General features: G+C 58.0%; 19 protein-coding genes and 1 tRNA gene. 8 read left to right on the forward strand and 12 right to left on the reverse strand.

Annotated features, from left to right (window positions below; all coding sequences use genetic code 11):
- The 3 genes from JTM80_RS15330 to JTM80_RS15345 all read left to right on the forward strand — a co-directional run bounded on the left by JTM80_RS15330 (position 1) and on the right by JTM80_RS15345 (position 3,808).
- Entirely contained in the window at positions 1 to 2,586 is a 2,586-nt protein-coding gene (locus JTM80_RS15330) for a tetratricopeptide repeat protein (RefSeq protein WP_205369747.1), read from the forward strand.
- A 17-nt stretch (positions 2,587 to 2,603) separates the two neighbouring features.
- Positions 2,604 to 3,197 (forward strand): molybdenum cofactor guanylyltransferase, encoded by a 594-nt coding sequence (locus tag JTM80_RS15335; protein ID WP_172354560.1) that lies wholly within the window; start codon positions 2,604 to 2,606, stop codon positions 3,195 to 3,197.
- A 470-nt stretch (positions 3,198 to 3,667) separates the two neighbouring features.
- Entirely contained in the window at positions 3,668 to 3,808 is a 141-nt protein-coding gene (locus tag JTM80_RS15345; protein ID WP_172354556.1) for a hypothetical protein, read from the forward strand.
- A 51-nt stretch (positions 3,809 to 3,859) separates the two neighbouring features.
- Here JTM80_RS15345 and JTM80_RS15350 read toward each other — a convergent pair whose 3' ends face one another.
- The 5 genes from JTM80_RS15350 to lpdA form a co-directional block, all read right to left on the reverse strand.
- Positions 3,860 to 4,258 (reverse strand): EamA family transporter, encoded by a 399-nt coding sequence (locus tag JTM80_RS15350; RefSeq protein ID WP_225906647.1) that lies wholly within the window; start codon positions 4,256 to 4,258, stop codon positions 3,860 to 3,862.
- Between the two features lie 55 nt (positions 4,259 to 4,313).
- Positions 4,314 to 5,570, reverse strand: a complete 1,257-nt coding sequence (locus JTM80_RS15355; RefSeq protein ID WP_172354554.1) for a hypothetical protein — start codon at positions 5,568 to 5,570, stop codon at positions 4,314 to 4,316.
- 917 nt (positions 5,571 to 6,487) lie between these two features.
- Positions 6,488 to 6,742 (reverse strand): DUF5340 domain-containing protein, encoded by a 255-nt coding sequence (locus tag JTM80_RS15360; protein ID WP_172354552.1) that lies wholly within the window; start codon positions 6,740 to 6,742, stop codon positions 6,488 to 6,490.
- Positions 6,743 to 7,027: 285 nt separating this feature from the next.
- Positions 7,028 to 7,912 carry an indole-3-glycerol phosphate synthase TrpC gene (gene trpC, locus JTM80_RS15365; RefSeq protein ID WP_172354550.1) on the reverse strand — a complete coding sequence of 295 codons (885 nt, stop codon included), beginning with the start codon at positions 7,910 to 7,912 and terminating at the stop codon, positions 7,028 to 7,030.
- Between the two features lie 125 nt (positions 7,913 to 8,037).
- Complete coding sequence (gene lpdA, locus JTM80_RS15370; protein WP_172354548.1) at positions 8,038 to 9,471, reverse strand: dihydrolipoyl dehydrogenase; 1,434 nt, start codon at positions 9,469 to 9,471, stop codon at positions 8,038 to 8,040.
- 543 nt (positions 9,472 to 10,014) lie between these two features.
- Between lpdA and JTM80_RS15375 the strand changes: the two genes are divergently transcribed.
- Positions 10,015 to 10,230 (forward strand): hypothetical protein, encoded by a 216-nt coding sequence (locus JTM80_RS15375; RefSeq protein WP_172354546.1) that lies wholly within the window; start codon positions 10,015 to 10,017, stop codon positions 10,228 to 10,230.
- Here the strand turns inward: JTM80_RS15375 and JTM80_RS15380 are convergent.
- Together JTM80_RS15380 and JTM80_RS15385 are read right to left on the reverse strand one after the other, a co-directional pair.
- Positions 10,208 to 11,047: an RNA methyltransferase gene (locus JTM80_RS15380; protein ID WP_172354544.1), complete on the reverse strand. Its 840-nt coding sequence runs from the start codon at positions 11,045 to 11,047 to the stop codon at positions 10,208 to 10,210. The two genes, JTM80_RS15375 and JTM80_RS15380, sit on opposite strands and share 23 nt — an antisense overlap.
- Before the next feature lie 252 nt (positions 11,048 to 11,299).
- Positions 11,300 to 11,383: transfer RNA gene (locus JTM80_RS15385), tRNA-Leu, on the reverse strand.
- 409 nt (positions 11,384 to 11,792) lie between these two features.
- Between JTM80_RS15385 and murA the strand changes: the two genes are divergently transcribed.
- On the forward strand, positions 11,793 to 13,136 hold the full coding sequence (gene murA / locus JTM80_RS15390) for a UDP-N-acetylglucosamine 1-carboxyvinyltransferase (protein ID WP_225906648.1): 1,344 nt from the start codon (positions 11,793 to 11,795) through the stop codon (positions 13,134 to 13,136).
- Between the two features lie 83 nt (positions 13,137 to 13,219).
- On the opposite strand, the gene JTM80_RS15395 is transcribed toward murA, so the two are convergent.
- Positions 13,220 to 14,026, reverse strand: coding sequence for an inositol monophosphatase family protein (locus JTM80_RS15395; protein ID WP_205369748.1), 807 nt, complete (start codon positions 14,024 to 14,026; stop codon positions 13,220 to 13,222).
- Between the two features lie 14 nt (positions 14,027 to 14,040).
- Complete coding sequence (locus tag JTM80_RS15400; RefSeq protein ID WP_205369749.1) at positions 14,041 to 15,999, reverse strand: hypothetical protein; 1,959 nt, start codon at positions 15,997 to 15,999, stop codon at positions 14,041 to 14,043.
- Positions 16,000 to 16,216: 217 nt separating this feature from the next.
- Between JTM80_RS15400 and JTM80_RS15405 the strand changes: the two genes are divergently transcribed.
- Positions 16,217 to 16,933 carry a response regulator transcription factor gene (locus tag JTM80_RS15405; protein WP_172354536.1) on the forward strand — a complete coding sequence of 239 codons (717 nt, stop codon included), beginning with the start codon at positions 16,217 to 16,219 and terminating at the stop codon, positions 16,931 to 16,933.
- Between the two features lie 50 nt (positions 16,934 to 16,983).
- Here the strand turns inward: JTM80_RS15405 and JTM80_RS15410 are convergent, their stop codons facing one another.
- Positions 16,984 to 17,304: a c-type cytochrome gene (locus JTM80_RS15410; protein WP_371321972.1), complete on the reverse strand. Its 321-nt coding sequence runs from the start codon at positions 17,302 to 17,304 to the stop codon at positions 16,984 to 16,986.
- A 389-nt stretch (positions 17,305 to 17,693) separates the two neighbouring features.
- Between JTM80_RS15410 and petG the strand changes: the two genes are divergently transcribed.
- The gene (gene petG, locus JTM80_RS15415; RefSeq protein ID WP_068512313.1) at positions 17,694 to 17,807 is read left to right on the forward strand and encodes a cytochrome b6-f complex subunit V; all 114 of its coding nucleotides are present in this window, start codon (positions 17,694 to 17,696) and stop codon (positions 17,805 to 17,807) included.
- Positions 17,808 to 18,187: 380 nt separating this feature from the next.
- Here petG and rsmD read toward each other — a convergent pair whose 3' ends face one another.
- A complete protein-coding gene (gene rsmD, locus JTM80_RS15420) occupies positions 18,188 to 18,766 on the reverse strand; it encodes a 16S rRNA (guanine(966)-N(2))-methyltransferase RsmD (protein ID WP_172354534.1) in 579 nt (192 codons plus the stop codon).
- 90 nt (positions 18,767 to 18,856) lie between these two features.
- Positions 18,857 to 19,504 carry an imidazole glycerol phosphate synthase subunit HisH gene (gene hisH / locus JTM80_RS15425; protein ID WP_172354532.1) on the reverse strand — a complete coding sequence of 216 codons (648 nt, stop codon included), beginning with the start codon at positions 19,502 to 19,504 and terminating at the stop codon, positions 18,857 to 18,859.
- A 461-nt stretch (positions 19,505 to 19,965) separates the two neighbouring features.
- On the opposite strand from hisH, the gene JTM80_RS23350 reads away from it, so the two are divergent.
- The gene (locus JTM80_RS23350) at positions 19,966 to 21,126 is read left to right on the forward strand and encodes an ABC transporter ATP-binding protein (protein WP_304941108.1); all 1,161 of its coding nucleotides are present in this window, start codon (positions 19,966 to 19,968) and stop codon (positions 21,124 to 21,126) included.
- Positions 21,127 to 21,129 lie beyond the last annotated feature (3 nt).

Below are 21,129 nucleotides of genomic sequence, written 5' to 3' on the forward strand. Positions count from 1 at the left end.
ATGAGCGAGGTGCTGGACTGGGTGTTTCAGGGCGATACCGGCGGGGCGATCGCCTACTGCGAAGCCCGGATTGCCCAGGGCGAGACAGACCTCCAGCACTACGCCCTACTGGGTTTGGCGCTGCTGCTGCAAGGTCAGGAAGCCGAAGCCCAGGCAGTGTGGATGACCCCCCTCTCCGACGCTGAGCCAGACGCACTAGAAGCCTATCTGAGCAGTCTGGCAAATCTCCTGGAGCAAGCGCTAACGCACTGTTTGGCGCATCAGCAATACCCGGCGGCTGAGCGGCTCTCGCGGCAGCTTTTGGAACTGGACGCTGAGCAGGCAACGTATCACCACAGGCTGGGAATCGCGCAGGCGCAACGGGGTGACCTGGACGCAGCGCTGGCAAGCTGGCAGCAGGCGATCGCGCTTCAGCCCGATTTTGTGGATGCCTGGGCGCAGCAGGCGCAGACCTACCAGACGCTTGGGCAATTTGCCGAAGCAGGCGAATCCTACGCCGCATGGACGAGGCTCCAGCCCGACAATGCCGATGCCTGGGCGGGTTTGGGGCTGTGTCAGGGAAAACTGGGCAATTGGGCGGCAGCAGTACAGGCTTGGGGACAATCTCATGCGCTGGCTCCCGATGCTGCGCCCGTTCTGGCAGATATGAGCTATGGGCTGCTGCAACTGGGGCAGGCGGCGGAGGCGCTGTCGGGGTTACGTCAGGCGCTCTGGCAACGGTCAGACTTTGCCGAAACCTATTGCGCCTGGGCAAAAACACCGCCGCAAAATCCTGCGGTATGCGCCAACGCAGCGTTTTTAGAAACCCTGGCGGTGGCCGACCATTCCGATGCGGCACTGCACCAGGCGGGAAATCTGCTGGCTCGTGGCGGGCAGCTAGAACGAGCGATCGCCCTCTATCAGCAGGCTCTCCAGGAAAATCCCTCAAATTTCGCAGCCGTTATAGATTTGGGCAACGCGCTGGTGCAAACGGGGCAAATGTCAGAGGCGATCGCCCTATATCAAACCCCCCTCAGCGAAGCCCCAAATGCCGCCGATCTCTGGCTAAGTCTGGGGCAGGCGCTCTGGAAACAGGGGGACGCAGAAAGGGCGATCGCCGCTGCCCATCACGCCTTGTCCTTACACGCTAATCGCGAAGACGCACACCGACTGCTGGGGCTGGCGTATCTGGCCCAGGGGAACGCAGACCTTGCGGCCGAGCATTGGCGATCGCTCCTGGCTCAGCAGCCCGAAGCCGTCGAGGGCTGGTATAACCTAGCGGCGGCGCTGATGCAGACGGGTGAGCCAGCGGAGGCGCTGCAATGCCTGCAAACAGCGCTAAAGCTGAATTCCAACCTGGCCCCCCAAGTGGCCAACCTGCTGGCGGGCTGGCAAAACCAGGGGCGTGGGCATCCGCCTTGGGGAGCCACGTCGCCTATGCTGGATGACCCGCTTTGGGAAAAGACGCGGCCCGTGGACGCGCCGACCCGCGAAGTCAGAACCCTGCCCGATTGGGTGGCATCGGAACCTAGAGCCTCGTTCACGCCCGTTCATCCGCCCCAGGTCGTTGCGCTTAAGCCGCCCCGCTGCCTGGAGCCGCGGCCCCACTTGAGCTTTGGGCTGGGCGATGCCCTGTCGATCCCTGGCACCTTTGTCGCCACGCTGCCAAACGGACGCTTTTGGCTCGATTCGGATCAAAGCAGCCTGGCCGTTTTTAACGCGGCGGGCGAGGTGATGCGCGATTGCTCCGCTGAGTTTCCGCTGCTCACCCCCGGACATCCCGACTTGCTCGCCCGCCAGCACTGGGTCTTTTCGTCCCAAAAGCTGCCACCCATAGAGCGCCTATCAGGAACTGTCGCCGTTCTTGCAGGCGTGTCGAATAACATCTACTTTCACTGGATGCTGGATGTCTTGCCGCGTCTCAAAGTCCTGCAAGACGGTGAGTTTAATCTTAACGAAATCGATTACTGGCTGGTGGGCGATTGCCATTCCTGGCAGCAAGACAGCTTGCATCATCTCCAGATTCCATCTGAGAAAGTTCTGTCTGTTCAGGAGCATCTTCATATCCAGGCAGATCAACTCATCATTCCTTCATTTCCCGGCGCGGCGGCCTGGCCCCAGGCTTGGGTTTGCGACTGGCTCAAGTCGTCCTTTTTGCATTCCCAGACGCTTGCTCCTGATTTACCAAAGCGCTTGTATCTCTCCAGGCAAAAAACGCGCGATCGTCGAATCATCAACGAAGAATCCGTAGTGAAACTTCTTGAGTCCCAGGGATTCGCCACGGTCTACCTGGAGACTTGCACCATCGCCGAACAAGCCCAGCTTTTCTACAATGCTGAACTCATCGTCTCTCCCCACGGCAGCGGACTCACCAACCTTGCCTTTTGTCGCCCCGGCACTCAGGTCGTAGAACTGTTTTCGCCCAACTACGTCTATCCCTGCTACTGGTATCTCAGCAACCTGATCGGACTGGACTATGCTTATCTGCTGGGCGAGGTTCCTGCGGGGCACTTCTGGCAATCGCTGCTCTATCCGCTGGTTCGAGTTGAGGATATTTTTGTAAACCTGGATGCGCTGGCGCAAATGGTCGGTGGGATGATGAGATAGAGTCACACAATACCCCGATGCCTCTCTCTGCCATTATTCTCGCAGGTGGCCACAGCACCCGCATGGGGCGCGACAAGGCGCTGATTGAGATTGAAGGCGTGCCCCTGCTGCAAAGAACCGGAGCGATCGCCCAGTCCTGCGCCAGCCCAGTCTTCGTCGTCACGCCCTGGCCCGATCGCTACGCCACGCTGCTGCCCGACTGCCAGTTTGTCTCCGAAACGCCGCTGCCTGGGGAAACAGAGCCGCACGGGCCGCTGGTGGGCTTTTGGCAGGGGTTGGAGCGGGTCGCGGCGGGTGGAGCCTCAGCGTGGGTGCTGCTGCTGGCGTGCGACCTGCCCCGGCTGCAAGCAGCGGAGGTGCAGCAGTGGGCCGCGCAGTTGGAAACAGTCCAGTCGGGGGCGATCGCCTATTTGCCGCGCGATTCGCAGGGCTGGCAGCCGCTGTGTGGATTTTATCGCCTGAGTAGCCTGTCGCTGCTGCGCGACTTTGTGCAGGCGGGCGGGCGATCGTTTCAGCAGTGGCTAGCCCAGCATCCAGTTGCCGAAATTCCGGCTGTTGATTTTGCCCATTTGTTGAACTGCAACATGCCAGAAGACCTGACGCATCTCTGATGTCGGGTGTGGGGTGTCGGGCTGTGGGATATCGGGCTGTCGGGATGTGGCTGCACTGATTTGAACCTGGTTTGAGTTTGAACCTGGTTTGAGATGACATCCCCTCTAACCAGCGGCGCTCCGAATGAAATTACTGGAAGCGCCACAGACACGGGACGGGCCTTCCAAAACGGGCCTTCCAAAATCGCAAATCCAAAATCCAAAATCAACACAGAAAGTAAGTAGGTGGCTTCAACAGTGAGCGCTACGTGACTTTGATGAATTGGCAGGCCCAACGCGCTGCCGAACGGTTCGCGACGACTGGACAACTCACCGTCATCATTCAAGATGGTGCTTCATCCCACCGGAGTAAGCTTGCCAAACAATACTGGCAACAGTGGCATGAACAAGGCTTGTCGATCTTTTTCCTGCCACCGTACAGCTTCCTGCCACCGTACAGCCCACAGATGAACCGCATTGAGGACGAATGATTGAATCTCAAGCGTGAGCAGTTAGCCAGTCGCTTGTTTGATGATGAGTATGACCTGGCTCTAGCTCTCATCGAGGCGATCGAGCAGCGGGGCTGGGACGGCAACTACTCAGTTGAGCGTTTTAAGTTTAATCATGTCTAGCTACTTATCGCAACTGACTCCCGGGGCGTTTGCAGCAAGCCACCCCGCCCCTCACTTCGGCTGCCACACCACCAAAATCACACCCGCCACGATCAGTCCCAGCCCCACCAGCCGCAGACCAGGAATCGTTTCCTTGAAGACAAAATAGCCCAACAGCACCGAAAACACGTAGCTGAGCGCGACTGTTGGCCCCACGACGCTGAGCTTAACGCGAGTCAGCACCAAGATATACACCACCGCGCCCAACCCGTAGCAAGCCAGCCCGATCAGCAAGTCCGGCACGGTGAGAATGCTCAACACATGGCTGATGGCGTTACTCGCCTCAACGCGACCCAGCTTCAGTGCGCCCGACTTCAAAAAAAACTGCCCCGCAACGCCAAGGGCAATAGAGGAAAGCAGCAAAGCAAGCTCGGCTGGGGTCACGGCAAGTCCCGCTGAAAACGTCTCCATCAGTCTACAGCGTTTCTAAAGCCCTCAACTCGTTTGCGATGGGTATATCAGGTCGTTAGCGATGGCGGTGGCTGCGGCAGCGCACCAGAAAATCAGGCAAATCCAGCGGATTGAACCGCGAGACGGGCGGTGCAGAGAGGCTGCTGAGGCTGTTGCTGTCGAGGGTGGCGACAACTTCCATCATAGTCATTAGCTCAGAGAAAATCGCGGTTAGCTCTGGATCGACCTGTTCGCTGGCGAGTAGATGCACCTGTACGCTGTCGAGCAGTTCTTTGAAGCTGGCGATTTGGCGCTGGCTGGCAATGTACTGATCTTTCCAATGATGGATGGTAGCTTCGTACTCGCTGACCTGGCGGGCATGGTGAAAGATTTGCTCCTGGATGTCGCTATTTTGGGCTTCCAGATCGGCAATGCGGGCCCGATAGCGATCGCACTCTGCCTCCAACTCCCGGTTATTTTGCAGCCATAGGGTTTGCAGCCGCATCTGCCGTCCTAGCTCAATTTCTAGCTCATCGGCTTTGATCTGGGCGCGGGCTAGGTCTTGCCCCAGCGTGGCGATCGCATTTGTCCGACGAGCAACAGGGCGAGTCCGGATCGCAGACGATGGCAGCGCCGACCGCAACCCGCCCGGTTGTTCCTGGCTTGGGCCCTGGGCCGCCTGAATCTGGGCCATCATCGATTCCATCTCGGCAACTCGGGTTTCGGCAGCGCTCAGGGCAACGGCTAGACGCTGAACCTGCTGCTGCGATGCTTCAAGCTGTTCCTGGAGGCGATAGGACAGTTCTTGCGCGTACTGGGCAGCCTCCTCTAGTTCCTGCATCCGTTGGCGGGTTGCGTCTGGCGATTCTCGGCCGTTCCATCCATCGCGCCCGTGGCCTTGGCTCAGACCGCTAAGCTGGATTCTCAGCCGATCCAGTTCTTCCTGCTGCGCCTGAAAGCGGGCTTCGGCCGCGGCAAGCTTTTCCTGGGCTTGGCGATCGCGCTCGTAGGCTTCGGCCAGATGGGCATCGATGGTCTGCTGCTGCTGCTTGAGGCGGACTTTGAGGCGGGCGATCGCCTGCTGTTGCACGCTGGCAAACTTTTCGGTCGCCGCCAGTTGGGTTTCCAGCAAGCCCTGGTCTTGCATTTGCAGCCGCAGTTCGTCCATGCAAGACAAGGCCTGATCTAGCGCCTGTTCCAGGTGGTGAATGCGGGCAATGCGTTCTCGATCCTGCGATCGCAATTGGGCCAACTCGCTCAACAGCCGCGTATGCGGTGATTCGACAGGTAATTCGGCTGATAGTTCCACAACTGGCGCTTCGACAGCCACCACGCTTGGATTAGAGTCATCTCCCCTGAGAAGACTGCCGCCCAAATCGTTTCCACTAAAGCTCCCTCCATCGGAACCGGCTTCGATGGAAAGACGTGATTGCTCCGGTGTCGCGGAAACCATTGTCCAATCTGGTTGTGACACGCAGCGCCTCCCGATCGTTTTGCCACACAATACTCAGCCAGCCGTGGGATAACCAGTGGGTTTAATAAAGAAACTTAAATCAGAAGCGGAGCCAGCAGAAACTAATCAAAACGACAAACTAAACCTTGCGCCCAGGATGACAAGAATCGACCCATCAAAATGAATTAAAGAATTAAACCTGCTCAAACTTGCTCAATGCTTAGCACTTTGCTGGATGTCAAACAAATACCAAGAGTAAATGCTAAAAGCTTTAACTCAAGCCACTTACAACATCAGCTAAATAGTTAGCAACAAGCAGTTGCCAAACAAATTCCTAGAAGACTCCAAACAACGACCAAAACTCGATTACTCAATCATTTGAATCTGTATCATTCCCCGTGTGTCTGAGCCTCATGAATAGCTCAACCTGGACTCAGCCTCAATCCGGAGGATCAAGCTAGGGAATTAAATCAAGCCTGTATCAAGTCGTTCAGGCAAATTTACCTGAACGAAACTGCTCTAAGAGATGCACGATCAATCTATTAAAAACAGAAGCGTAGTGAAGAAGACCAAGTGACCAGCAATACAACCTATGAAAAACATAGCTTGTATAACCGATGCTTGTTTCTTGTTGATCCTAGTTTACAGGATGTGTTCAGCAGATCCGAGATTCAAATTGAAAGAAGCACGGCTGAATCCGCTTTCCTCTTGCGCCAACCCAGCTAGCACTGCCCATCCATCTGCGATCGCCCGATTTGTTAAAGAAATCTGAAATCTACAGGGTGCGGACTGCCACCTCAGCGCACCTCAGAAGAGACTGTCTCCAAACCCGCGCTGTTGAGCGACCAGCGATAGTCAATAGGCACATTGGCGCGGCTTAGGCTTTCCTCTAGGCGCTTCTGTTGGGTCAGCGCCTTTCGCAGCGTGCTGATTAGCTCATGAACCTGGGCCTGATGCTGAGACTGGTGCTGAGCAGCGGGCGTGGTCTGGCGTTCCAGCAGTTGCAGCAGCAGCTCGTAGTGAATATGGGACGGCAGGGGAATCGGTTCCATAGGATTCTAAAGGCTAACTCTAAATTGAAGATGCAAAAAAGATACGGAAAAGCGCCTCGTCCAGCGCGGGTCGGAGCGAGTCGGATGAGGGGTGGGCAACCTAAAGAATCGGCGGTAAGCCGCTGTCTCAGGCTCGTTCAAACCTGAGATGTGCAGTCACCACACGCGGGCGCAAACCGCTATACACTCCCAATATGGAAGCTTTGGGTTTGAGTCACAGTCAGTTGCCCAGTTCGGTTGCCCAGTCGGTTGCCCAGTTATTTGCCCAGGTCGAGCGTCAGCAGGCTAGCAGACAAACAGACTAGCGATCGCTGCTCCAGGGTCGGGCTGTTTGACCAGCGACTCCCCAATCAGCACGGCTTCGACTCCGGCTTGCTCGACCTGGCTGAGGTCTGCTGGAGTGTGCAGTCCCGACTCGCTTACCGTTAGAATGCCCTGTTTTTGAATTTGAGCTTGGCGATCGGCCAACAAGCTGCAAGTGGTTTGCAGATCTACAGAAAAGTCCTGCAAGTTGCGGTTGTTGATGCCGACCAGATGGACACCTTGCAGTGCCAGCACTCGATCCAACTCTTCGAGGGTGTGAACCTCAACCAGGGCAGTCATGTTAAGCGCCTGAACAATCTTGATAAAGTATTGTAAATCCTTGTCTGAGAGAATTGCTGCAATCAGTAATACCGCATCGGCTCCGTGCAGCCGGGCCATATAGATTTGGTAGGGATAAATCACAAAGTCTTTGCACAGCAGGGGAACATCGACCGCATCGCGCACCTGCTGGAGATAGGCAAAGCTGCCCTGAAAAAACTTTTCGTCCGTTAAAACAGAAATGCAGGCGGCTCCGGCTTGCTCGTAGGCGCGGGCGATCGCCACAGGGTCAAAGTCTTCCCGAATCACGCCTTTGCTGGGCGAGGCCTTCTTGACCTCAGCAATCAGCGCTGGACGGGTCTTGCCCTGCCGCAGCGCCTCGACAAAATCCTTCGGCGGCGGCAGATCTTTCACCTTTTTTTGCAAATCCAGCAGCGACAGACGCTCCCGCATCTGATCGACTTCGGTTTCCTTATGCCAGACGATTTCTTCGAGAATATGCTGCGGCTGCGCGTCGGGCGCACTGATCTGATACCGCAGATTTTCTACCGCAACAGCGGGGTTGGGCGGACGACGACGGATTTGCATTGAGGGAAAAGGGGGAGAGGGGAAGAGGGAAGAGAGAAGAACGAAGAGGGAAGAGGGAAGAACGAAGAGGGAAGAGATAAAAGGTTTCGTTTTTCGTTCTTCTTTTTTCTTTTTTCTTTTTTCGTTCAGTGCGCTGTAACTGCCCGCTTGTAGGCTTCGTCTAGCACTTCCGACAGGGTGGGATGGGTATGCACCAGGAAGGCGAGGTCGCTGACGGAGCGGCGCTGGGCGATCGCATTGGCGGCTTCCTGGATCAGGTCGGAGGCGTGTAGCCCGATGATGTGGGCCCCCAACACTTCGCCCGTATCTTCACGGTAGATTACCTTGGCCACGCCGTCGGTTTCGCCTTCGGCCAGGGCTTTGGAGTTGCCTTTGAAGTAGGAGCGAGAAACAGCGACTTTGAAGCCCTCGGCCTTGCCCAGTTCCACGGCGGCGGGTTCCGTCATGCCGACAAAGCTGACTTCGGGATGGGTAAAGGCGGCGGCAGGAATGCTGCGGTAGTCCACCTGACGGGGGCGATCGCACATATTTTCGACGGCCACAATGCCCTGGGCCGAAGCGGCATGGGCCAGCATCATTTTGCCCGTTGCGTCGCCGATGGACCACAGATGTGGCGCAGGCTGCCCGTCTATTAGCACCTGCATCTGATCGTTCACCGGAATAAAGCCGCGCCGATCGAGTTCGATGCCGACGGTTTCCAGACCCAAGTCCTTCGTGGCGGGGATGCGGCCCGTTGCCACCAGGCAAGCATCGACCTCCAGCACTTCTACGATTTCTTTGGTTTTTACATCTGCCAGCTCAATCACCACGGGGGAACCGGGTTTCACGGTTTTCGCCAGCAGCCCCACGCGGGTTTCGATGTCGCGGGGCGCAATCAGGATGCGCTGCGCCAGTTTAGCAATGTCAGGATCAAATCCGGGCATCAGCTGATCCAGCGCTTCGACGATGGTGACTTCGCTGCCCAGCGCGGTGTAGACATCAGCAAACTCTAGCCCAATATAGCCACTGCCGATGACCGCGACCCAGTTGGGCAGCCAGTCTAGCTTGATTGCGTCATCGCTGGTGAACACGGTCTTGCCGTCTAGTTCGATTCCGGGCGGCACGAAGGGCACTGATCCGGGCGAAAGAATAATGTCCTTGGCGGTTACGGTCTTTTCGCCCTCGGCGGTGGCAATGCTTACCTTTTGGGGGCCCGCCAGCCTGGCCCAACCGTGAATGATGTCCACCCCCAGCCGCTTGAGGCTGTTGGTGAGGTCGCCCTGGATCTTGCTGACGAGGTTGGCGGCGTGGTCGGCGATCGCCTGTCGGTCAAACCCCACGTTGCCCAACTGAATGCCCAGATTCTTGAGGTGATGAGCATCGCGCAGCTCGCGCACCCGCCCCGACGCGGCCAGCAGCGCCTTCGAGGGAATGCAGCCCCGGTTGACGCAGGTGCCGCCCATGTCAGCCGCTTCCACGATGGCGGTCTTTAGCCCGCTGCTGACGGCATGGAGGGCCGCGCCGTGCCCCCCCACGCCCGCACCAATAATCACCAGGTCATAGTCAAATGCTTCGCTCACGTCTGCTTCTCCGAGGGGATGTCCGTTTGGATTTCTTAACTGTTATCTGTTCTAGGGGCTACTCATGGAGTGTTTCTTGCGGGTGCAGCCCGCGAGAAATAGTCCAAAATCCAGAAAACTTATCGCAAGTGCGTAAGTCCTATGTTCTAAATTCTACGTGAATTTCGGGCACGGCTTTGGGAGGTGGCTGCGGGGAACGTCGCATATAATTCCGCGTATTTCACAGGCAGGCGATCGCCCTTCAGCGCCGGAAATTAAGCAGATTTCCTGACGCATTGCTAAACTCTCAGGGGCAAGCTGAAGAAACAGAATTGTGTTCCTCAGCCCCACCGGGCTGCTCCCAGTTCTCCAGCAAAGCTGGGCATTTCCAACACGGTTCACTAGACTGGGAAGGGTTTTCCGACCAGACCGCGTGAACAAACGAGTTTCTTCTCGCCGGGGCTTTCCATGAGGGGCTTTCCATGAATGGAGGTTTCTATGCGTGGAGAGATTCGGATAGAGACGATGGAGACTGTTTTTCCCAGCGTCGATCAGGAGTCTGCTATGAACTCACATCAACAAGAGCTACGGTACGCAGCGTCTCAAGCGTTTATCGAGTCGCTCGATCAGCTCAGCGATCGCCTCAGCCAGCCTGAGCCTGCCTCGGCAGAAGCGCCTCATCGGGAGGTGGACAAAGCGCGATCGCCCCGGTTCACGGTTCAAGACCTGGAAGATGCCGTGGCAGACATTGAGCAATTTACTCAAGAGCGCGGGGCATAGGCTGACTCGGCTCTGATCCAGCCACCATCGTCGCAGGGATGCGCTGCCGTCGAGCTTCGTAGACCAATAGCGCCGCGGCGATCGCCACATTCAGCGACTCTACACCAGCCGCTAGGGGAATCCTCACCGCACCGTCTGCCAGCGCCGCCAGCCCAGGCGACAGTCCTGCGCCCTCATTTCCCAACAAAATCAGCGTGGGCCGGGTGAAGTCGGTTTCCCAATAGGTTTGCGTGGCGCTGGGCAAAGTAGACACCACCTGCCCCCCCACTGCTCGAAACTGTTGCACGACGTTGATCAGGTCGTCTGCCACCGCCATCGGCAGCCGAAACCACTGCCCAGCTGTCGCCCGCAGCACCTTAGGATGATCTAGATCGACACTATCGGCGCTGAGCCATAGCCCCTCCACGCCGGCCGCCGCCGCAGTGCGAATCATCGTGCCCAGGTTGCCCGGATCTTGCACGGTCTCTAGCGCTACCCCCAGGCTGACCTGGCGGGGATCGTTGGGCTGTCTTGGCGCGACGCGAAAAGCCGTTGCGATCACGCCATCGGGGTTAACGGTGGTGGCGATCGCCGCTAGCACCGCCTCGCTCACTAATTCCAGCCGTTCCGCCCGCTGACCGGCCGCCGCAAACAGGTCGGGATAGCGCGATCGCCAGGTTTCCGTGCAGCACACCACCGCCAGCGGATAGCCCACCGCCAGGGCCTCTTGCAGCAAGTGTGTGCCCTCCAGCAAAAACTGCTGCTGTTCGCGCCGCCCCTTGGCTTGATGCAGCTTGCGGAGTTGCTTAACCAGGGGATTTTGCAGGCTTGTCAGCATGAGTTCAGCACGGGTTGAGGAAGCAGGGAGTCGATGCTGGAATCTTCTGGAATCTGGGAGTTTTTCGATTAGTCTTTTATGACAAGGTGTAACGAAATGATAAGTAAATCAAACGAGCGATCGCCCTTCCCGAAAATGGCGGAAATTCTCCAAACTTTTAGCGGATGCGTGAACACCCTAACCCCAGTGAGTGCTAGAAGAATTCCCAAAGAGAATGGCTAGCAGCAATCGCCACTAGCCATTCTTCATCCATGCGGAACCCGGGACTTGAACCCGGAAGTCTTTGCAGACACTAGAACCTGAATCTAGCGCGTCTACCAATTCCGCCAGTTCCGCAATCAACGCATTTCAACGCTGCGACTTACCATCATGCTGCATAGATGAAACTTTCGTCAACTCCTGCCGACAATTTTTTGCTACTTTTTTGGCGGTTCTGTAGCGTTTCTGTTCGGGGGGCGATCGCCCGGCTTTGGCAAAGTAATGGTCAGAGCTATAGACACACGAAACCTTTCCGGTAAAATCAAGACCAAATTCTGCTGAGATAGATGCGAAGGCTGAGCATCTACTCAGGGAACGATAGGGCATGAGCCGGAATACAAACCTAGAAGCAGGCCCTAGAAGCAGCCCCTAGAAGCAGGCGCAGCCAAAAACAGGCATGCCAGAAATGGAACAAACAGAAGAAAAGCTTTAAGATTGACAGGCGCACTTGGAGGATAGACCCATTAACCCCTCTCTCAATTCACCCGTGACCCATTCTTCACCTGAAGATCGCAGCCCAGTCCTAGAAATCATCGGTGGACACCGCCTCAGCGGCGAGGTTCGCATCAGCGGTGCCAAAAACTCGGCGCTGGTGCTGATGGCTGGTTCGCTGCTGTGTAGCCAAGACTGCCGCATTCGCAATGTCCCCTCGCTGGCCGACGTGGCCCGCATGGGCGAGGTGCTGAGCGCCCTCGGCGTAAAAATTACCCGCAAGGATGACGCGCTAGAAATCGACGCTCGCCATCTCAGCCAGTCCAAAGCCCCCTACGAGCTGGTCAGCCAACTCCGGGCTAGCTTTTTCATCATTGGGCCCCTGCTGGCGCGGCTGGGCATTGCGCGGATTCCCCTACCCGGCGGCTGCGCGATTGGAGCGCGTCCAGTCGATTTGCATGTGCGCGGACTGCAAGCGATGGGAGCCGATGTGCAGATCGAGCATGGTACGGTTCACGCCTGCATTCCGGGGGTGAATCGACGGCTCAAAGGCGCGCGGATTTACCTCGACTATCCCAGCGTCGGCGCAACGGAAACGCTGATGATGGCAGCGACCCTGGCCGATGGCGAAACGATTCTGGAAAACGCCGCCCAGGAGCCAGAAGTGGTGGATTTGGCCAATTTCTGTCGGGCGATGGGCGCACGGATTCGCGGTGCGGGCACAAATACGATCGTGATTTCGGGCGTGCCCAGTCTGCACTCGGTTGATTACGCGGTGATTCCCGACCGGGTGGAAGTGGGCACGTTTCTGGTGGCAGGCGCGATTACCCAATCTGAACTGTCGCTGGCTCCGGTCGTGCCGGATCATTTGACAGCAGTGATTGCCAAACTGAGGGCGATCGGCTCGGAGGTGGTTCAAGAAACGCCTAGCCGTCTTCGCATTGTGCCCGGTACATCGCGGTTGGGGACGGATATTGAAACGCTGCCCTATCCTGGCTTTCCGACGGATATGCAGGCGCAGTTTATGGCGCTGCTGACCCTCAGCGAGGGCGATAGCATCATCACCGAAACCGTGTTTGAAAACCGCATGGGCCATGTGGCCGAGCTAAACCGCATGGGCGCAGATATTCGCACCAAGGGCAATCACGCTGTGATTCGCGGGGTGCCGTTCCTCACGGGTGCGCCCGTGGTGGCGACGGATCTGCGGGCATCGGCGGCGCTGGTGCTGGCGGGGCTGGCGGCACGCGGCACCACGATTATTCAAGGCTTGCACCATCTGGATCGAGGCTACGATGATCTGGAAGGTAAGCTGAAGCTGCTGGGGGCCCAGATCCGCCGGGTGAAAGGCGATGCGGGGGCCGAGTCGGTTTCATCCCTGCCCGTGATGCCGCGTAGCTAGCGACTACAGTTCCGCAAGAAGGCTAGCGCGAGGGGTTGAGGATTAGACTTGATCCTCAGCCTCTTCTTTTTACTTTCTGCGCTCTACTTGCTCAAAACGGCGACTCTGGGGAGAAATACTTCCAGAAGGGCGGGCTGGCTGACAACGAGGGTGGGGAAGGGGCGATCGCCATAGTTTTGCCCCGGCACCAGCGGAAAAATCGGCCCTGGCTCTAGGGGCTGCCACACGGCTCCAGCGGCTTGCACAATGGGCCACACGGCGGCAATGTCCCAGATTTTGGGGGTGGCTTCGACTGCGCCCAGCGTCGCTCCTGCTGCCACAGTGAGCAGGTTGTAGGTGGCAACGCCCAGCATTCGGATTTTGCAGGGGAAGGGCTGCTGCTGGAGGATGGCAATGCTGCGGGCGCACAGGTTAAAGAAGTGGTTGCCGCTAGGCGCGTCGGGGCTAGCGGCGATCGCCCGTCCATTGCAAAAGGCTCCGGTGGGCATCTCCAGTCCGCTGTCGCCGGGCCAGTAGCCATGAAACGACTGCTGAATCGGCGGCAGATGCACATAGCCGAAGACCGGCGTGCCCTGATAGAGCAGCCCCAGGGAAATGCCCCAGATGGGAATGCCCCGCGCAAAGTTGGTCGTGCCGTCGAGGGGGTCGATGATCCAGCACCAGTCCTGAGCCGGAAAAACGTGGGTCAACTCTTCGCTGAGGATGCCGTGGTCGGGAAACCGCTGGGCGATCGCCCCCCGCAGGGTTTCATCAGCCCAGCGGTCGGCCCGCGTCACCAGGCTGCCGTCGGACTTTTCATCGGCCTGCACCTGCCCAAAGTCCTGGAGCAGTTGCTGGCCAACTGAATGAGTAGCGGCTTCGGCAAAGTTGAGAATGTCGGGCCAGTGCATTCGGGGTTGGGGGGTTAGGGACGCTTGTGCTGCTGGTTGCGGACTTCGCGAGAAACATATCCATCCAGGGCGGGATCGTAGATGCCAAACAGGGAGCCGTCAGCGTTGTAGACCTCAATGGGAATTTGGGCGGTTTCGCCGACGGTGGCGATCGCCCGCAGCAGTGGATTGAAGTGGGCCATGATGGCCGAGTCCGGATCAGTCTCTTGTGTGACCTGAGTAATGGCGGCCGCCTCTTGCAGCACCCGATCATAGCTGGGCGTAATTCGCACCTGCATGACGCTGCCCCGCTGCGCGTAGGTGCAAATGCGGGGCGTACCGCTACAGTTGCGCTCCAGGTCTTGCTCGGCTGCCTGAGCGGCGATCGCCCCTTTCAGTTTTTCCTGTGCCGTCGCCAGGGATGCCCGATAGGATGACAGCAGCGGTTGCACTTGGGGATGGACGGTCGTGCCTGCGGCCACCTGCTGCGCCGCCGCCAGCGCCCCCTGCCAGTGCTGCACCGCCTGCGACCACTGCCTGCGCTGCTCCGCCTCGGCCGCCAGATCTGCCAGCCGCAGCGCCCGCTGATGGGCATCCACGGCCGTTTCTTCCTGCTGGAGACGGGCGCTGCTGTCGAGCAGGCGTGGCTGATAGAGCGCCAACAACTGCTGGGCTTCGGCGTAGGCCATCGCCGTTTCGGGAACCTGCTGCAACAGGGCGATCGCCGTTCGCCAGGTGCCGTGGGCCTCCAGCCGAGTGTCCATCGACGTGGCCGCGCCCTGTCGCGCTTCCGCCAATTCCACCGCCTGCCGCGCCCGATTCACCCAGTCCTGCGCCTTTTGCTCCAGGGTGATGCGCTGCTCAATCATGGCCAGATTTTCGGCATACTCCAGCCGTTTCTGCTGGGCCAGATCGTAGGCCGGGCTGGATTCTGACACCTGCTGCAACTGGGCGATCGCCTTTTCCCAGAGCGCCTGCGCCCGCTGCCACACCTCCAGCGGATGGGGAGGATTTTGGGCCATCTCGACGGCTTCGGTTGCGATCGCCTGGGCCGACAGCACTTGCCCCAGCGCGGCGACCGTCGATTCGGTCTGCTGCTGTACCTGGTTCGCCGCTGCGTAGTGGCGCGACCAGCGAGGAACCCGACTGAGGCGATAGCTGGCCTCCGTGAGCCGCGTGTAGGATTGGGACAGGTCTTGCAGCGTCGCGCCCTGGCTCAACTGCTGGCTCACTGCCTGATGCAGCCGCTCCACGGTTTGCAACTCGGCACAGCCGCCCATCACGCAAGGGCGAGTCAGGGCATAAAACGTGCCGCCAAAGGCCAGCGCCGCAACCCCTGCTGCCAGGGCGATCGCCATTCGAGAGAGCGAATATCCCCCAGCAACAGCCGTGTCTGGGTCTGGAGCCGGGGCTTGAGCCGGATCTGGCAGCCCGGTTTCCGCCGGGTCTGTATGATCCAAGTCTGCATGATCCAAGTCTGCATGAGCCAAGTCTGCATGATCCAGATTTGCATCATCCTGGGGGAGACGACGCAACCGCTCTGGCGCTGCGGTGGGGACGAATGCGCTGAATTCATTCTGCTCAGCCTGGGTCTGTTCTGGGGCGATCGCAGAAAGCGCTGATCCATTGATGCGAAACTGATGGATGGCGTAGGGGCGAGACTGGCCAGCCGCCCGCAGATACACCCGCACGGGCAGCGGCTGAACCTGGGCGGGAGAAAAGGGAGATTTCGCTGGGGGAATCTTGGGGGGCGATCGCCGCAGTTCATCTTCCAGACAAGCGAAAATCTCTGAAGCCTCAGAAGCCTCTAACCGACGGACGGCGGAAGCCGCTCCAGGGTCAGGTGAAACCTGCTGCACCAGCACCATCAGCACGCCTTCCCGCAGCGCACACCGCACCTGCACTGGCGGCAATCCTGGCAGCGCCGTCCGCAACAAGGTTTGCAACTGGAAGCCCAACCGATGCAATTCCGAAGGGGGGGTAGCTGTTACCATGCCGTCTATCATGCTCTAGAAGAACCGTAGATCAGCGGTCTGCCACACCGCTACGCTAGGATCGAGTCCCATGTCCCTGGATGCTCACTCAATCAATTGACCAGAGCAATTGACCAGAGAAATTAGCCAGGACTGATGCAGCGAGCGGCTTACAAACTGCTCTCATACCATCGCTCAGGTTTAATGGTAAACGCAAGCGACGAATCCTCCACAGGTCATGGATATTTTAATCGTTGAAGACGAAGCCGAAATTGCCCAACTGATCCAGCTTTATCTAGAGAAAGAAGGCTTTTCTTGTCGCGTTTGCAGTGACGGGCAGACGGCCATTCGCGTATTTCAAGAACTCCAGCCCGACTTGATTATTCTGGACTTGATGCTGCCAGAACTGGACGGGCTTGAGGTGTGTGCCCGCATTCGCCAAAAGCCCGGCCACAAAGACCCCTACATTCTAATGCTGACGGCAAAGGGCGAAGAGATGGATCGCGTAATCGGCCTGTCTACTGGAGCCGATGACTATATGGTGAAGCCGTTTAGTCCGCGAGAACTGGTGGCCCGCGTCCGGGCGCTGCTGCGGCGCACCCTGCGCCAAGGCGGACAGAGCAAGACCTACCACACGCAGCATTTTACGGTAGACGTAGACCAGCGGGCGGCCTATCGCCACGGCGACGGGCCAGGACAGAAAAGCGAACGGCTTGACCTGACTACGCTGGAATTTGACCTGTTGACTACCTTTATGAGCTATCCCGGCCGCGTGTGGAACCGGGCCCAGTTGATTGAGAAACTCTGGGGTAGCGATTTCTTTGGGGATGAGCGCGTGGTAGATACGCACATCGCCCGCTTGCGGAAAAAAATTGAGTTTGACCCAGCAACGCCGAGCTTTGTGAAAACGGTAATCGGCGTGGGCTATAAGTTTGAAGATGCACCCAGTACCTAGAAACTGCTATGAGGACTTGCTGCCAAAGACTCTTGCTATCAAGACTCTCGCTATAAGGACTCAAGATATTCCAGCAAATCCGCCATTTCCTGAGCGTTGGGCTGGAACTGGGGCATGGGGGGTGTTTTGCCGCTGATTACCTGCTCGATTAGCTTGATGCGAGACTTGCGGGCGGAAACATGATGCAGGCTGGGGCCGACTACGCCATCCCCCGTCAATCCGTGGCAGGTTGCACAGTTCATCTGGAAAATAACTTGCCCCTGGGACGGGTTGCCCTCTAGAGCCAGCACGCTCCGCACGTAGGGGTCGGGATGGCGGAGCAGCAGCAGGGCGGCGATCGCCACCAGCATTACCACCGCCGAACCCAGCAGCAACCAGAGTGCTTGCCGCGACCGATCCGGAGCATCGCTGGCTGCACTCGTCACTTGCGATTCTAGAATAGGCTCGTTCAAGAGATTCGGGGTCAAGGCGGGGTGTGAATAGCGTTTCGATTTATAACCTAGCTTAAAGTTTCTTGAGCGGAGACGGCAACTCTGCACAGATTTATTTAAGGAGTGCAAATAGCAAGGTTTTGCTGGGTCTGACGGTTGCGACCCCAAGTCCTGGCGGAGTGGATTAGATGAGAGGGCGATCGCCCTTTTCTGAGAAGGGGCGAGCGAAAACGTAAAAAACCTTAAAAGCCGTGCCAAAAAATCGCCCCAGGGCTGACTGCTCAACCATTCGTTGCTAAAATTTGACTTAACGTTAAGGAGATCGAACCGTGGTTGAACCGCTGCTTTCTGGAATTGTGTTGGGCTTGATTCCCGTGACGCTGGCTGGTCTGTTTGTCGCGGCTTATCTGCAATATCGCCGGGGCGACCAGTTGGGTCTGTAGACACCCTCTGCCCGCTCTCCGTGTTGAGTTACTGTGTACACACAAGTCTTGTATGCCTAAGCGGCGATGCTTTGATCCCCCCTAGCCCCCCTTAAACAAGGGGGGGACTGTATCCGGAGTGACCCGCAGCAGGGAGAAGTGGCTCGAAAGTCCCCCTTATCAAGGGGGATTCAGGGGGATCTTTCAGAGCTTGATATAGGCAGTCGAGATGTGTGTACGCAATAGCCAAGTGAGATCTCGCAGGGGACATTTGAGACGCACCCCAGCAACCCTTGAAAGAAACCTTGTGAACTATCTCTAGAAATTTCTGGAAAATTGTCGGAATGGAGGCCCTTTTGGGGGTCTCTTTTTATAACTTGCTCGACTCCTTCAACCCCCATTCACGCCAACCCCTCATCTTGCCACCCAAAAAACATCAGCGCCGTATTGCCATAGACCTTCTCGCGGCAGGGAACTAGGGGCGCGATGCGGGGCAGCAGGGTCGCTAGGGCCGTTTCAGAAAAGCGATCGCCCCCGTGTTCGACCGCCAGTTCGCCATCGGGGGCCAGAAGCTGATGACGGGCGATCGCCTCCAGTACGGGTTCATACAACTCACTGGCGTAGGGCGGGTCAAAGTAAATCCGGTCGAAGCGTTGCCCGCTCAGTTTTGGTAGCATTTGCCGCACATCGCCGCGCAGCAGCCGAAACTGCTGATCCGGTTTGGCGACAGTTTGCCAGTTTTCTGTGACCACGGCGGCGGCCCGCCCAGACTGCTCGATGCCCACGACCAGCACCGCGCCGCGACAGAGCGCTTCGGCCCCCATTGAGCCACTGCCGCTGCACAAATCCAGCCAGCGGCAGCCCTCGATTTCCCCTTGCCAAATATTGAACAGCGCTTGCCGTACCCGCGAGGGCGTGGGGCGGGTGTCGCCGCCAGGGAGGGTTTTAATCAGGCGGTTGCCATAGATGCGGAGAGACATGGTTAGTGGTCGGCAAAAAAATAGGGGGTCTGTTGCCCCCCGATCTCCAGTTTGGGTTCACCATAGGGCGATCGCCCCGACAGTCGGCAGCTAGCCGCGAATACCCGCAAGTTCTTTGGCCTGCACTGAGGCAACGAAGTTGGCCAGCAGCTTTAGCCCGGTGTCGGAGGATTTTTCGGGGTGGAACTGGACAGCCATCAGGTTGTCGCGGGCGATCGCTGCGGTTACGGTTTGCGACCCGTGGGTGGTCGTAGCCGCAATCACTCCTGCATCAGCAGGGTCGGCATAGAAGGAGTGGACAAAATAGACCCAGGGATCATCTGCAAGCTGGTTCCACAGGGGCAGATTGGGCTGCCGAAGCTGCAACTGGTTCCAGCCCATGTGGGGAATGGTGATGCCCGGTTCATAGCGGAAACGACGCACCCAACCAGGGACGATGCCCAGACCCGGTTCGCGTCCTTCTTCGCTGCCGTCCAGCAAGATTTGCAGCCCTAGGCAAATGCCCAGGAAGGGTTTGCCGCTGGCGATCGCATCTTTGAGGGGCGAGATCAGGTCGCGATCGCGCAAATGCTGAATTGCCGGGTCAAACGCGCCCACACCAGGCAGCACAATGGCATCTGCCCGTCCGATATCCTTGGCCGAATCGGTGACGTGGGGAGTGGCTCCAGCGTTGGCCAAGCCTTTGCAGGCCGAGTGTAGGTTGCCCATGTCATAGTCCACAACGGCGATCACGGTCATAACAGTTGCTCCTGGGTGGGTGGAGAATAATTTTCCTATTCTAAGCGCGGAGGCAAAACGAATGCCGGGTCTAAAGAGATTTGCAAGATTTGCTACATTTAATGGCTAAAACGTTGTCAAACTTGACCGAACGGGGGGAAGAGGGAAGAACGAAGAGGGAAGAGGGAAGAACGAAGAGGGAAGAGGCTGACTGCCTGACACATCTCTGGAAACCCCTGATTTCTCGTAGGGGACGCTGGCCCAAAAGCTCCTCTGACCAAGCCCTCCGGCTCCAACTCAGGAGCTATGGGCTTCGATCCCAAGACAATGAATTTTCTGGGCTTTCGGGACTTGTGTCAGGCAACCAGGGGAAGAGGGAAGAGGGAAGACCAGGTTTTCGTTTTTCGTTTTTCGTTTTTCCTTCTTTCATGTTTCCTTCTTTAGATAGATGGAGAATAGAAAAATACTGCTCCTTTTGCTCTGTGGCTCGAATTGCGCTGAACCAAATTACGCGAATCTTTAATGCAACGACGGCGATCGCCGATATTACCTTTGAAGTCCCCGATGGGCAGTTTTGGGTGATGGTGGGGCCGTCGGGCTGCGGCAAATCGACGATTTTGCGGACGATTGCGGGGCTGGAGATGGCTACGTCGGGCGATCTGTATATTGGCGATCGCCGCGTGAATGACCTGCCTGCCCGCCAGCGCGACGTGGCGATGGTGTTCCAAAACTACGCGCTGTATCCCCACATGACGGTGGCGGAGAATCTGGCCTTTGGGCTGCGGATGCGGGGAGCGGATGTCCGCACGATCCAGTCGCGCATCGAAGCGGTGGCCCAGTCGCTTGGATTGACACCCCTGCTCGATCGCAAGCCAGGTCAACTTTCCGGCGGGCAGCAGCAGCGGGTGGCGCTGGGTCGGGCGATCGCCCGCAAGCCCCAGGCGTTTTTGATGGACGAGCCGCTGAGCAACCTGGATGCCCAACTGCGCGACGACACTCGTGCTGAACTGAAGCAACTGCATCAGCAGCTTGGCATCACCACAATCTACGTCACCCACGACCAGACCGAAGCCATGACCCTGGCGGATCAGATCGTCGTGCTAAACCAGGGCCGGATTCAGCAAATCGGCCCACCCCAGGAAATCTACCAGCAGCCTGCAAATCAGATGGTGGCGACGTTTGTGGGCAATCCGCCAATGAATCTTCTAAACGCGGTCTATTTAGAGAATAGGCTGCACATCGGCGAACAAGTCCTGCCCTGTCCCGCAGAGTTGCAGTCGGTGCTGGGCGATTCCCGTAGGGAAAGTGCGCCGCACCGCTTGCGCGAACGCGTCGCGAATCGCCCTGAACGCTCCATCAACCTGGGCATCCGGCCAGAGCAGTTGCAAATTGCGCCCGATGGGATTGCGCCCGATGGGATTGCGCCTGATGGGGAAGATGGCAGACTGGTGGCACAGGTGACGCTGGTGGAGCCGCTGGGCCGCGAAACGCTGGTGCGGGCAAAGCTGCCGGGGGTGGCGCGTCCGATCAACCTGCTGGCTGCGCCGGAGCGGACGGTGCAGGTGGGCGATCGCCTCTCGCTGCGGTTCGACGAGCGGGCGCTGGTTGGGTTTGATCCAGAGACGGGCGATCGCCTCCGGTAGTCC

Source organism: Thermoleptolyngbya sp. PKUAC-SCTB121 (genome assembly GCF_016919485.1).
Taxonomy (GTDB): Bacteria; Cyanobacteriota; Cyanobacteriia; order Elainellales; family Elainellaceae; genus Thermoleptolyngbya; species Thermoleptolyngbya sichuanensis.